The following is a 14,574-nucleotide window of genomic DNA, read 5'->3' as shown; positions in this document are numbered from 1 at the left end:
AAAAACCCTTTGGAAAAACCAAGGACAAATCCTGCCCTTGCTTATCGATTTAACCAATTTTCTCGCCATGAATGGCTAAATCAAGCCCTTGATACTCAGCTTCATCATCAACACGCAGTCCCATGGTCTTTTTGATTGCCATGCCAATAATAAAAGTTGCCACCGCCGAATATGCCATGGTTGCCAGCACCCCTTCGGTTTGTAGCCACAGCTGTGTTAGTAGGCTCTCATGTCCCACATCAGGATATAACTCTTGGCTGACAAACACACCAGTTAATACCGCCCCAATGATACCGCCCACGCCATGCAGTCCAAAAGCATCCAGCGTATCATCAACGCCTAGGCGTTTTTTGCCATAATGTATCATCGCAAAACAGCCCAATGCCGTCAGCACGCCTATCGCCATCGCCCCTGACACACCCACAAATCCTGCCGCTGGCGTGATGCCCACCAAACCTGCTATCGCCCCTGATGCGCCGCCCAGTGCCGATGCCCGTTTACGCACCACATATTCACACAACAGCCACGTCAATAATCCCATCGCTGCCGCCACCTGCGAGACAATGATTGCCATCGCTGCCACGCCATCTGCTGCCAGAGCCGAACCACCATTAAAACCGAACCACCCTACCCACAACAGCCCTGCACCGATTAGGGCGTAGACAAGGTTGTGCGGTGCAAGGTTGGCTCGCCCATAGTCTTGACGCTTGCCAAGCAGATGTGCTAACACCAAACCGCCCACACCAGCATTGACATGGACAACCGTCCCACCGGCAAAGTCCAACGCATCGCCTGTCAGCCAGCCACCGCCCCACACCCAATGACATACTGGCACATAGACGAACAATACCCACAAGCCTGAGAACAACAAAAATGAGCCGAATTTCATCCGCTCTGCCAATGACCCCGCCAAAATCGCCACCGCAATCACCGCAAATGTCATCTGAAACATCACCCACAACGCCAAAGGAATATCACCACTATTCTCGGCAATGCCCACCCCAGAGAGCATGGCGTATGCTGTGCCACCGATAAACCCTTGCAAAGCACCACCATCACTAAATGCCAACGAATAACCTATCGCCACCCACAGCACCGACACCACCGCTGTCGCCCCAAAGCTGTGCATCATGGTTGATAAGATATTTTTCTTACGCACCATGCCAGCATAAAACAGTGCCAAACCTGGTAAAGTCATCATCAGCACCAACGCCGTGGCGGTCAGTACCCACGCACTATTGCCGTGGTTGATGCCGTCATCAGCTTGGACGGTTGTGGCAAGTAGCAGTAGCCAGCCGATTTGCCATTTGTTTGCTAAAATTTTCATAATCACCCCTTATTAAATTTACCAATCCATCAATTCACCCAGTTATAGAGCCTGCTCATTCATCTCGCCAGTGCGAATGCGTATCACCTGCTCTAACGGCGTAACAAAAATCTTACCATCACCGATATGACCTGTCTGTGCCACGCTCATGATAGATGCCACCACACTTTGTACCATGTCATCACTGACGGCGATGTCTAGACGAATTTTTGGCAAAAAATCCACCACATACTCCGCCCCACGATACATCTCGGTATGCCCTTTTTGGCGACCAAAGCCCTTGACTTCACTAACCGTCATACCTGCAACGCCAAGCTCTGATAGACTCTCACGCACTGCGTCTAACTTGAATGATTTTAACACCACGCTAATCATTTTCATGAGATTATCCTATTGGTAGATAATGAAAAATTATAAGTTGGGCATAGTATGGCAAATTTTCACTCAAATGAAAAACGATTTATTTTGATAAAAAAGAATTTATTTATAAATTTTTATTGATATATCATTAGTATAAATTATAATTTGATGATTGGTTGAGAAAACAAATGAAAATGGACTATTTTAAAATATTATGTTAAATAAATTTTTAAAACTATTAAAATCAACACACAGACTACCCATAATCCATCAAATGAATGGCAATTTGCCTTGATAAAAAGCACGCTCTACAAAATGAAAAAGCACTGCGGTTTCCGTAGTAAAATTCAAATTTGTTAGCTGTATCAGTTTTGGTTTTGAATTTTAGAAGGCATAAAAAAAGCCCGCCTAAGCGAGCTTTTTTATTGTTAGAGATTATTCACTTTGACCAAATTCACTGGCAAATGCCGCTGCAAAGTCATCTTTGACATCTGTTCCAGCCAGTAGTGGGTCAGCAGGCTTGGTGTACGGGTCTTCGGTTACGGTAATGACTGGCTCCAAACCACGCTCAGCAAGGCGTTGACGGTTTTGATGATACGCCAAACCAGTACCAGCAGGAATCAAGCGACCAACCACCACGTTCTCTTTGAGACCAGACAAATCATCCACTTTACCCATCGTTGCCGCCGCCGTCAAGACACGTGTGGTCTCTTGGAATGACGCTGCTGAGATAAACGACTCGGTGGCAAGCGATGCTTTGGTGATACCCAGTAGCTGACGCTCATAGACGATTGGGAATTTGTCATTAGCGATAAGCTCTTCGTTTAAGGCACGCACTTTGGTGTATTCCACTTGGTCGCCTTTGAAATAGCTAGAATCACCGCCATCAATCACTTCTACTTTACGGAGCATTTGACGAACGATAACCTCGATGTGCTTATCGTTAATCTTCACACCTTGTAAGCGGTAAACCTCTTGGACTTCATTAACCACGTAATTCGCCAATGCCGTCTCGCCTTTTAAGCGTAAGATGTCATGTGGATTTTGTGGACCATCAGAGACAATCTCACCACGCTCGACATGCTCGCCCTCAAAGACGTTGATTTGACGCCATTTTGGAATGAGTTCTTCGTGTTCGTTACCCTCTTCATCGGTGATGACAAAGCGGTTTTTACCTTTGGTTTCTTTACCAAATGACACCGTACCACTCACCTCTGCCATAATGGCGTGGTCTTTTGGTTTACGAGCTTCGAACAAATCAGCCACTCGTGGCAGACCACCGGTAATGTCCTTGGTACCTGATGTGGCTTGTGGCACACGACCTAGCACCGAACCTGCGGTTACCGTCTCGCCCTCTGACACACGAATCACGGTCTCAGCAGGTAGGAAGTACACCACTTCACGCCCGTCTGTCGTATCTAGGATGATGGCAGGACGTAAGTCTTTGGAGAGACTTGGACGGTCTTTGCTTGCCAAAATCTCAAAGGAGCTCATGCCTGTGGTTTCATCCACCTTAACCGTTGCGGTCATGCCATCGGCGATGTCGCTAAATCGTGCTGTACCAGCGAACTCGGTGATGATTGGATGGGTATGCGAATCCCATTTGGCAATAACATCACCTGCACCCACTTCGGCACCGTCACGCACCAAGATGTTAGAACCATAAGGCACTTTATAACGCTCACGCTCACGACCTTGGGCATCTGCCACACCAATCTCTGCCGAACGAGAGACAACCACCAAATGACCATCAGTGTGTTCTACGGTTTTCATGTTATGAAAACGCACTGTACCGTTATTGCCCACTGATACGCTGTTGTCTACTGATGCTGCACTTGCCGCACCACCCACGTGGAACGTACGCATGGTTAGCTGTGTGCCTGGTTCACCAATGGACTGGGCTGCCATAACACCAACTGACTCGCCGATATTTACAAGATGACCACGAGCCAAATCACGACCATAACACTTAGCACATACGCCTTGCATTGCTTCACAGGTGATAACTGAACGTACATACACCTCGTCAATGGCGTTATTGTCCAGCACTTCAACCAGACGTTCATCAATCAGCGTACCTGTGGGGATAACTACCTCGCCATCGTGATTGATGACATCTTTGGCGGTCACACGACCCAATACACGGTCACCCAAACGCTCAACAATCTCACCACCATCAATCACGGGGGTCATGAGCTGTCCTGCATCGGTGCCACAGTCATCATGCGTAATCACCAAGTCCTGTGCTACGTCTACCAAACGACGGGTCAGATAACCCGAATTAGCAGTTTTTAGGGCGGTATCAGCAAGACCTTTACGGGCACCGTGCGTTGAGATAAAGTACTGCAATACCGTCAAGCCTTCACGGAAGTTCGCTTTAATCGGTGTCTCAATGATAGAACCGTCTGGTTTTGCCATCAAGCCACGCATACCAGCAAGCTGACGAATCTGCGTGGCACTACCACGAGCCCCCGAATCTGCCATCATGTAGATGGAGTTAAAGGATTTTTCTTTCTCAATCTCACCTTGACTGTTCACCACTTCATCAGTCGATAAGTTATCCATCATCGCATTGGCGATTTTATCAGACGTACGAGACCAAATATCAACCACCTTGTTATAGCGTTCACCTGCGGTAACAAAACCACCCTCAAACTGCTGTTCAATCTCACGCACCTCAGCGTCCGCAGTATCAACAATCTCTTTCTTGTTCGGCGGAATCACCATGTCTTCCATGCCGATTGAGATACCTGACAAGGTCGCTTGGGCAAAGCCTAGATACATCAAATGGTCAGCAAACAGAACAGATTCTTTAACACCCAGTTTGCGATAGCATGAGTTTAGCAGTTTAGAGATGTTTTTCTTGGTCATCTCTTTGTTGCATTCTTCAAATGCCATGCCCTCTGGCATGATGTTCCAAATCAGCAAACGCCCTGCAACCGTGTCTTTGATTTCAGTCTTGGTGGTTTTCTCGCCAGTTCTTTCATCCAAAATCGTCTCAGTAACACGCACTTTGATTTTGGCATTGACAGATAAGTCATCAGAACCGATGGCACGCAAGGCTTCATTGACAGTACTAAACGCCATATTTTCGCCTTTGGCATTGACATGGCTACGGCTGATGTAGTACAGACCGAGCACCACGTCTTGTGATGGCACAATAATCGGCTCGCCGTTGGCAGGCGATAGGATGTTATTGGTAGACATCATCAAGGCACGAGCTTCAAGCTGAGCTTCTAGGGTCAATGGCACGTGTACCGCCATTTGGTCACCGTCAAAGTCAGCGTTAAATGCCGCACATACGAGTGGGTGGAGCTGAATGGCTTTACCCTCAATAAGCACAGGCTCAAAGGCTTGCAAGCCTAGACGGTGAAGTGTTGGGGCACGGTTCAGTAGCACAGGGTGTTCACGAATGACGCTGGCGAGCATATCCCACACCACAGGCTCTTCACGCTCTACCATTTTTTTGGCAGCTTTGATGGTCTGGGCAATGTTGTTTTGCAATAATTTGGCGTAAGTAAACGGCTTAAATAGCTCCAATGCCATTTTCTTAGGCAGACCGCATTGGTGCAGACGTAGGGTTGGACCTACCACAATCACCGAACGACCTGAATAGTCCACACGCTTACCCAAAAGGTTTTGACGGAAACGACCTTGCTTACCTTTAATCATGTCTGCAAGCGATTTTAATGGACGCTTGTTTGAACCTGTGATGGCACGTCCACGACGACCGTTATCAAGCAAGGCATCGACCGCTTCTTGAAGCATACGCTTCTCGTTACGCACGATGATGTCGGGGGCATTTAGCTCCAACAGGCGTTTTAGGCGGTTATTACGGTTGATGACACGGCGATACAAATCGTTCAAATCAGACGTGGCAAAACGACCGCCTTCAAGTGGTACCAATGGACGCAAATCAGGTGGCAATACAGGCAAAACTGTCATCACCATCCATTCAGGTTTGTTACCCGAATCACGGAACGCCTCTAACAGTTGCAAGCGTTTTGACATCTTTTTGAGTTTAGTCTCAGAGCCTGTTTGGGGAATGGTCGCACGCAGCTCATCAATCTCGCCATCGACATCAATATCTTTTAGCAAGTCTTGAACGGCTTCTGCACCCATCTTGGCAATAAACTCATCGCCGTATTGTTCTAAGGCATTAAAATATTGCTCATCATCCAGCAGTTGGTATTTTTCAAGACCTGTCATACCAGGGTCGGTGACAATATAGCTTTCAAAATACAGCACACGCTCGATATCACGCAAGGTAATATCAAGCAATAGACCGATACGGCTTGGCAAGGATTTTAAGAACCAAATGTGGGCAACAGGCGACGCAAGCTCGATATGACCCATGCGGTCACGACGAACTTTGGCGGCAGTCACTTCTACGCCACATTTTTCACAAATGATACCTTGAAATTTGCGACGCTTGTATTTGCCACACAAACACTCAAAATCCTTGACAGGCCCAAAGATTTTGGCACAAAACAGACCGTCACGCTCAGGCTTAAAGGTTCGGTAGTTAATGGTTTCGGGTTTTTTGACTTCGCCGTGCGACCATGATTTGATGGTGTCAGGGCTTGCCAAAGAAATTTGAATGCTGTCAAACTCTTTTACCCCGCCATCAGCAGGGCCTTTCATGATGTCTAATAAATCTTTCAAATGACTTCTCCGCTTAGTTTTATGTCATCGCAAGCTGGTGCTTATCAAAGACAAGCACCTAACTTAACAGCAATTACTTTTTCTCTTTTAGGTCAATGTTAATACCCAAAGAGCGAATTTCTTTGGTCAGTACGTTAAACGACTCAGGCATGCCCGGATTCATGTACTGCTCACCGTCCACGATGTTCTTATACATGCGAGTACGACCCTCAACATCATCCGACTTCACAGTCAGCATCTCTTGCAAGGTGTAGGTTGCACCATATGCCTCCAACGCCCACACTTCCATCTCACCGAAACGCTGACCACCGAACTGGGCTTTACCACCAAGTGGTTGCTGAGTAACGAGTGAGTAAGAACCAGTTGAACGGGCATGCATCTTATCATCAACCAAGTGGTTAAGTTTTAGCATGTACATGTAGCCAACCGTGACAGGACGGTCAAACTTCTTACCAGTGCGTCCGTCATATAGCATTTGCTGACCTGATTTATCAAGCCCTGCAAGCTCCAACAGCTCTTTGATTTGTGTTTCTTTGGCACCATCAAAGACCGCTGTACCCATTGGCACACCAGCACGCAAATTCTCAGCCATGGCTAGAATGTCTTCATCGGACAAACTGTCCAAATCCACCTGCTCGCCACCAACTTGGTTATAAATCTTATCTAAGAATTCACGCAACTCGCCAACAGCGGCTTGCGAGCGTAACATGGCATTAATCTTATCACCCAAGCCACGTGCCGCCATCCCCAAATGCGTCTCCAACACCTGACCGATGTTCATACGAGATGGTACACCCAGTGGGTTTAGCACGATGTCCACAGGATTGCCGTTTTCGTCATAAGGCATGTCTTCAACGGGCATGATACGAGAGACAACACCCTTGTTACCATGACGACCTGCCATTTTATCGCCAGGTTGGATACGACGTTTTACCGCCAGATAGACCTTGACGATTTTTTGTACGCCATGAGCTAGGTCATCGCCTGCGGTTAGTTTGGCTTTTTTCTTAGCAAATTTCTCATCAATCTCTTTTTGCTTATCAGTCAGATACTCAGCAATTTGAGTTAGACGCTCAGAAATCTCTTCTTCGGCAGGTTGGATGTCAAGCAAAGTCTCCAAGGGCAAGCTCTCCATTTCAGCACCTGTCAGCACCGTGCCTGCTTTAAAGCCTGCACCGCCTGAGACTTTTTTGCCATCTAACAGTGTGATGATACGACCACGTGCTGCCGCCTCAAAAATCACAAGTTCTTCTTTTAGGTCTTTGCGATAGTCATCAAGCATGGCTTTTTCAATAGCCTTGGCACGACTGTCTTTTTCTAATCCATCACGAGTAAAGACTTGCACGTCAATGACCGTACCCTTGGTTGATGATGGTACACGCAAAGATGTGTCTTTGACATCCGCCGCTTTCTCACCAAAAATGGCACGTAGCAGTTTTTCTTCGGGCGTCAGCTGACTTTCGCCTTTTGGTGTTACTTTACCCACCAAAATGTCGCCTGCATCTACCTCGGCACCGATATAGACGATACCCGCTTCATCAAGATTTGATAGGGCAGCCTCGCCTACGTTTGGAATATCGCCTGTAATCTCTTCTGGTCCAAGCTTAGTATCACGAGCCACACAGGTCAGCTCTTGAATATGAATCGTGGTGAAACGGTCTTCTTGAACCACTCGCTCAGAGAGCAAAATAGAATCCTCGAAGTTATAGCCATTCCACGGCATGAACGCCACACGCATGTTTTGACCCAAAGCAAGCTCGCCTAGGTCAGTAGATGGACCATCAGCTAAGATGTCGCCACGAGCAATCACGTCGCCGGCATTGACAATAATACGTTGGTTGATACAGGTGTTTTGGTTGGAGCGAGTATATTTGACAAGGTTATAAATATCAATACCTGCCTCACCTGCGGTCATCTCAGATTCATTGACACGCACGATGATACGACTGGCATCAACATCTTCAATCACACCGCCACGCTTGGCAACCACGCACACGCCACTGTCACGAGCCACGTGACGCTCCATGCCTGTACCCACAAGCGGTTTGTCAGCACGCAAAGTTGGTACGGCTTGGCGTTGCATGTTCGAACCCATCAAGGCACGGTTAGCATCATCATGCTCCAAAAACGGAATCAAACTTGCCGCCACCGACACCACCTGACGTGGCGAAACATCCATGTGCGTTACTTTATCAGGACTCATACGCACCGATTCGCCATGATAACGCACCATCACCATCTCTTCGGTCAGCTCGCCATGCTCGTTCATGGGCGAGTCCGCTTGGGCAACAACCGTACCCACTTCTTCGATGGCGGACATGTATTCGATGTCATCGGTTACTTTGCCATCCACAACACGACGGTAAGGCGTTTCTAAAAAGCCGAAGTTATTGGTCTTGGCAAACACCGCCAATGAATTAATCAAACCAATGTTTGGACCTTCGGGCGTTTCAATCGGACACACACGACCATAATGCGTGGTATGTACGTCACGCACCTCAAAGCCTGCACGTTCACGAGTCAAACCACCAGGACCCAAGGCAGAGACACGACGTTTGTGCGTAATCTCTGACAGGGGGTTATTTTGATCCATGAACTGAGACAGCTGTGATGAACCAAAAAACTCTTTAATAGACGCCGCCACAGGCTTAGAGTTAATCAAGTCTTGGGGCGATAAGTTGTCAGATTCGGCAGCGGTCAGACGCTCTTTGACCGCACGCTCCACACGAGCCAAACCGATACGAAATTGGTTTTCGGTCATCTCGCCCACCGAACGAATACGACGGTTACCTAGATGGTCAATATCATCAACCTCACCACGACCGTTACGAATCTCAATCAGCTCTTTTAGGACATCAATGATGTCTTGATTGGACAACACGCCCTGCTCACGTTGCACGTCAATGCTGTCGCTGTCTACAAAATCACGGCCCAAACGACGGTTAAACTTCATGCGACCAACGTTTGATAAGTCATAACGCTCATGGCTAAAAAACATCGATTCGAACAGTTTTTCGGCAGTTTCCAAGGTTGGTGGCTCACCTGGACGCATGACCTTATAAATCTCAATGAGTGCCTCTTCACGCGTGGTAATCGTGTCGGCACGCAGTGTGTCAGCGATATACGCTCCGTGGTCGATATCATTGGTAAACAGGATTTTAAAGCCTTTGATGTTCTTATCAGCCAGCTTAACCAGCAATTCATGGTCAATCAAGCTGTTGGCACGGGCAAGCACTTCATCATGATAAATCACGTCTTCGGCAAGGATACGCTCATACAGATACTCGTCAGGCACCGCCAATTTGGTCATGCCAGACGCTTGGATTTCCTTAATACGGCGGGCGTTAATACGCTTACCTTGCTCAACAATGACCTTGCCTTCAGGCGAGACAATGTCAAACTGTGCCATCTCACCTTGTAGACGCTCAGGTACAAGCTCAACTTCAAAACCGTTATCGCCTTTAAAGACATCCACAGTCTCAAAGAATGTGGACAAAATATCTGCTGTATTCATGCCAATGGCACGCAAGATGATGGTTGCAAGCAATTTACGACGACGGTCGATACGGGCATACACCAAGTCTTTGACATCAAATTCAAAGTCAAGCCATGAGCCACGATAAGGAATAATACGGGCATTATAAAGTACTTTACCACTAGAATGCGATTTGCCTTTGTCGTGGTCAAAGAACACACCAGGTGAACGGTGAAGTTGTGAGACAATCACACGCTCAGTACCGTTGATGATGAATGTACCATTATCGGTCATGAGCGGAATCTCACCCATGTACACGATTTGGTCACGAATGTCTTTAATCGCTGCTCTACTTTCTTTGTCTTTGGCGTCTTTGTCTTTGACCACTAGGCGAATTTTGACGCGTAGGGGAGCAGCAAAAGTTGAACCACGCATGATACATTCACGCTCATCAAACTCAGGCTCACCCAGATAATATTCGACGTATTGTAGCTCAGCATTGCCAGAATGACTGGTTATGGGGAAAATAGATGAAAAAGCTGCTTGCAAACCGATGTTGGCACGGGCAGCAGGTTTTTTGTGTTCTTGCAAAAACTGCTCGTAAGAATCCACCTGAATGGCGAGCAAGTACGGCACGTCCATCACATCAGGCAGACGAGAAAAACTTTTACGAATACGTTTTTTTTCAGTATAAGAATATGCCATTAAGAATCCTTACGTTAAACTAAGAAAAGTACTCTGATTGAGTACCAGAAAACTACCAACCTTCAAAAATCAACCACTGCTCTTTTTGCCCTACATTTTTAAATATCAAAGACACAAAAACACGCCAAACACGATATCGCATTTAGCTTATCAAAAACTTTAAAAATGTGGCTTGTGCATAGGGAGCGTTTGTCCTTTTTGAAGTGTGCTGACACCAGCTTAAAAGACCGTGCTAACACAAAAGGTCAAATACCCAATTATACAGCAAAAAACCCCATCTTGCAATAACAAAATGGAGTTTTTATCAAATTTCTTGTATTAAATTGATGATTATCAATCTAAGAAAAATGAGTTAAGCGGTTAAACTTAGATTATTTAAGTTCAACAGAAGCACCGGCTTCTTCAAGTTTCTTCTTAAGCTCTTCAGCCTCAGCTTTAGAAGCACCTTCTTTAATAGTTTGTGGTGCACCTTCAACTAGGTCTTTGGCTTCTTTTAGACCTAGACCGGTAACTTCACGCACTACTTTAATAACAGCAACTTTCTTGTCGCCACCAGAGGTGATAACAACGTTGAAGTCATCTTTTTCTTCGGCAGCACCGCCAGCGTCGCCACCAGCAGCAGGAGCAGCAGCTAGAGCAGCAGCAGATACACCGAATTTTTCTTCCATCGCAGAGATAAGCTCAACGATTTCCATAACTGATTTAGCTGCGATAGCATCTAAGATTTGTTCGTTAGTTAGTGACATAGCAATTATTCCTATGAAATAAAGATTGAATAAAAAGTTTGATTAAATAAAAGCGATAACCGATGTCTAAGATTAAGCGGCTTCGGCTTCCATTTTGTCGCGAAGAGCGGCAAGTGTACGAGCCAGTTTGCCCGCTGCGGCTTCTTTCATGGTACCCATCAGACGTGCAATCGCTTCGTCGTAAGTAGGTAGGGTTGCGAGTTTATCAATAGATTTTGCATCAATAAATTCGCCTTCAAAAGCTGCACCTTTGATTTCGAACTTGTCATTACCTTTGGCAAATTCCTTGAACAGACGTGCCGCAGCACCTGGGTGTTCATTTGAAAATGCAATCAAGGTAGGACCTACGAAAACATTATTCATGCAAGCATAGTCAGTACCTTCTAAGGCACGACGTAGTAGCGTGTTACGTACGATACGCATCTCAACGCCTGCTGCACGAGCTTGTTTACGAAGTTCGGTCATCTGACCCACTGTCACGCCACGAGAATCGGCAACAACAGCAGATAGGGCAACTTTGGCAGCTTCATTTACTTCAGCAACAATTGCTTGTTTGTCTTGAAGATTTAGTGCCATGGGTTGTCTCCATATTTATCACTAAGTGATAATTAATTTTACAAGCCAATATAAATAAGGACTTGCACCGAATATACGGCGAGATTTTCACCGTCTGCGTAGGCGAATGATTTTACCCATTCATTAGGCTGATGTTTAAGAATAACCACCAACACCTACGGTCTTAGACAGCACAACCCGTTGTGCTGAGCTAATGTCTTAAAATTTGTTTTTATGAGTAAGTCATGCGGGTAACTTGTCATAAAATTGAACCATTATAAGCGAAAAATCTCAAAAAGCAAGCAATTTGTGATTTTTCGCCCAAATCCATCAAGGATTATTTGTTGGCACGGTGTGGTACTGGGTCAATGGCAAGACCAGGACCCATGGTGCTAGATAGCGTAATCTTCTTGATATAAATACCCTTAGAAGTTGCTGGTTTAGCACGTTTTAGGTCATTTAGTAGAGCAGTTGCGTTTTGCTCGATTTGCTCACCAGTAAAGCCTACTTGACCGATAGAAGCATGGATAATACCTGCTTTATCTACACGATACTGAGCCTGACCTGCTTTGGTGTTTTTAACCGCAGTAGCAACATCGGCAGTGACTGTACCAACTTTTGGGTTTGGCATTAAGCCACGTGGACCCAATACAGTACCCAACTGACCAACAACACGCATCGCATCAGGAGAAGCGATGACCACATCAAAGTCAAGGTTGCCGGCTTTAATGCTTTCTGCTAGGTCTTCAAAGCCAACAACGTCCGCACCTGCCTCTTTAGCGGCGTCAGCAGCAGCGCCTTGGGCAAATACCGCAACACGTTTGGTTTTACCAGTACCAGCAGGTAGGTTGGTCGCACCACGAACCACTTGGTCTGATTTACGTGGGTCAACACCTAGGTTGATGGCGATGTCGATAGACTCTTTGAATTTAGAGGCAGGTAGGCTGTTTAGAACCTCAACCGCTTCTTCAATGGTGTATAGTTTGTTGCTATCTACTTTTTCAGCAATTAGCTTTTGACGCTTGGTTAGCTTAGCCATTATACACCCTCCACATTAAGACCCATTGAGCGAGCAGTACCAGCGATGGTACGTACCGCTGCGTCTAGGTCAGCACCGGTCAAATCCGCTTCTTTGGTTTTGGCGATTTCTTCTAGTTGAGCACGAGTTACTGTACCAACTTTGGTTTTGTTAGGAACAGCAGAACCTTTGGCAATGCCAGCTGCTTTACGTAGCAATACTGCCGCAGGTGGTGACTTCATCACAAACGTAAATGACTTGTCATTAAATACGGTGATAACCACAGGAATTGGCAGACCTGGTTCGATGTTTGCAGAAGCGGCGTTAAATTCTTTACAGAACGCCATGATGTTCACGCCTTTTTGACCCAAAGCAGGACCGATAGGTGGGGATGGATTTGCTTTGCCAGCAGGCACTTGTAGCTTGATGTAGCCATCAATCTTCTTTGCCATGAGAATAATCTCCAATGGTGGGTGATAACGCTAAAATAGCTCCCCATGATGTTCAAATCTGAAAATGCTTTCAAATTCACCTAAATGACAATCAGCTCGGTGCTGATTTGTCTGTCAATCAAAAGCCCCGAACATCTGTCCAGAGCTAAAAGACTATTATAACAGGTTTTTATAAAAAATTAAACTGTTTTTTCAACTTTTGTAAATTCAATCTCAACGTCTGTTGGGCGACTAAACACGCTGACCGTCAAAGACAGTTTGGATTTTTCATAATCCACTTTTTTGACCATGCCTTTAAAGTCGGCAAAAGGCCCGTCAATGATAAGCACTTCTTCACCTGGCTCAAACATGGTCTTCGGTCTTGGGGTGTCTGCACCTTTATTGATACGGTTTAGAATGCGGTCGGCTTCGACCTTGGTGATGGGTGCAGGTTGGTCTTTGGTACCACCGATAAAGCCTGAGATATTCGGGCAGTCTTTGACCACGTGCCATGTATCTTCACGCATTTCCATCTCAATAAGCACATAACCTGGGAATAGTTTATGCTCAACAGTGCGTTTTTTGCCATCACGCATTTCAATCACTTCTTCGGTCGGCACAAGCACATCACCGAAATACTCAGACAACTCACTTCTTTTGATACGTTCAATTAAGGCACGTTGAACTTGTTTTTCATAACCTGAAAATGCTTGAATGATATACCAACGCATGATGATTTTCCTAATGATATAAGCCGATAAGAGATAAGATTAATGCAAAATAAACCCAAGCAGATAATTAAATAAATTATCCAGTAGCCATACGATAAAACCCACGATAATCATCACCACAATGACCTGCCATGTGTATTTAAAGGTCTCGTTTTTGGTCGGCCATGTCACACGGCGAAGCTCAATGCCTGCATCTTTTAGCAATACATTAAAGGCTCGCCCTTGATGGGTAAAAGCAAGACAAATCACCGCTAACAATACAAGTCCTGCTGTGATAAGTAGCTGAGTGATTGACTCAGTGGCAGGTGCCCAATAACGTGGCAAATAGGTAGAAATGAGTGTAGAGCTAATCAAAGCAACAATGGCGATGAGCCACAGCACGATATCCACGCCAGAGCGAGTGGTTGCCACATCAACGACATTTTCTTCGGAGACGACAACGGCTTTGCGTTTATTTAGTAGACTCTCGGCAGTGGCTTTGGCGTCTGCCAAGCGAGTTTCTAAATCGCTTTTGGTGTCGTTTTGGGGATTATTCTTATTGTCGCTCATGCAAAAGGTTTC

At 46.0% G+C, this 14,574-nt stretch carries 10 protein-coding genes; all 10 read right to left on the bottom strand.

What is annotated here, in order from left to right:
• Positions 1-49: 49 nt before the first annotated feature.
• Positions 50-1,327 carry an ammonium transporter gene (locus B0182_RS05665; protein WP_078273981.1) on the bottom strand — a complete coding sequence of 426 codons (1,278 nt, stop codon included), beginning with the start codon at positions 1,325-1,327 and terminating at the stop codon, positions 50-52.
• A 42-nt stretch (positions 1,328-1,369) separates the two neighbouring features.
• Complete coding sequence (locus B0182_RS05660) at positions 1,370-1,708, bottom strand: P-II family nitrogen regulator (protein WP_078273980.1); 339 nt, start codon at positions 1,706-1,708, stop codon at positions 1,370-1,372.
• 414 nt (positions 1,709-2,122) lie between these two features.
• Positions 2,123-6,352: a DNA-directed RNA polymerase subunit beta' gene (gene rpoC / locus B0182_RS05655; RefSeq protein ID WP_078273979.1), complete on the bottom strand. Its 4,230-nt coding sequence runs from the start codon at positions 6,350-6,352 to the stop codon at positions 2,123-2,125.
• Between the two features lie 73 nt (positions 6,353-6,425).
• Complete coding sequence (gene rpoB / locus B0182_RS05650; RefSeq protein WP_078273978.1) at positions 6,426-10,532, bottom strand: DNA-directed RNA polymerase subunit beta; 4,107 nt, start codon at positions 10,530-10,532, stop codon at positions 6,426-6,428.
• A 371-nt stretch (positions 10,533-10,903) separates the two neighbouring features.
• Positions 10,904-11,278: a 50S ribosomal protein L7/L12 gene (rplL, locus tag B0182_RS05645; RefSeq protein WP_078273977.1), complete on the bottom strand. Its 375-nt coding sequence runs from the start codon at positions 11,276-11,278 to the stop codon at positions 10,904-10,906.
• A 72-nt stretch (positions 11,279-11,350) separates the two neighbouring features.
• Positions 11,351-11,854, bottom strand: coding sequence for a 50S ribosomal protein L10 (gene rplJ / locus B0182_RS05640; RefSeq protein ID WP_078273976.1), 504 nt, complete (start codon positions 11,852-11,854; stop codon positions 11,351-11,353).
• A gap of 316 nt (positions 11,855-12,170) precedes the next feature.
• Positions 12,171-12,872, bottom strand: coding sequence for a 50S ribosomal protein L1 (gene rplA / locus B0182_RS05635; protein ID WP_029102312.1), 702 nt, complete (start codon positions 12,870-12,872; stop codon positions 12,171-12,173).
• Positions 12,872-13,303 (bottom strand): 50S ribosomal protein L11, encoded by a 432-nt coding sequence (rplK, locus tag B0182_RS05630; RefSeq protein WP_062498951.1) that lies wholly within the window; start codon positions 13,301-13,303, stop codon positions 12,872-12,874. Before rplK ends, rplA begins: the two co-directional genes overlap by 1 nt.
• 179 nt (positions 13,304-13,482) lie before the next feature.
• The gene (gene nusG, locus B0182_RS05625; RefSeq protein WP_228157853.1) at positions 13,483-14,016 is read right to left on the bottom strand and encodes a transcription termination/antitermination protein NusG; all 534 of its coding nucleotides are present in this window, start codon (positions 14,014-14,016) and stop codon (positions 13,483-13,485) included.
• A 36-nt stretch (positions 14,017-14,052) separates the two neighbouring features.
• Positions 14,053-14,562: a preprotein translocase subunit SecE gene (gene secE, locus B0182_RS05620; protein WP_029102315.1), complete on the bottom strand. Its 510-nt coding sequence runs from the start codon at positions 14,560-14,562 to the stop codon at positions 14,053-14,055.
• Positions 14,563-14,574 lie beyond the last annotated feature (12 nt).

Source organism: Moraxella bovis (assembly GCF_002014975.1).
GTDB lineage: Bacteria > Pseudomonadota > Gammaproteobacteria > Pseudomonadales > Moraxellaceae > Moraxella > Moraxella bovis.
Note: the sequence above shows the minus strand (reverse complement) of the source record. Positions and strands in the feature narration are given on the sequence as shown.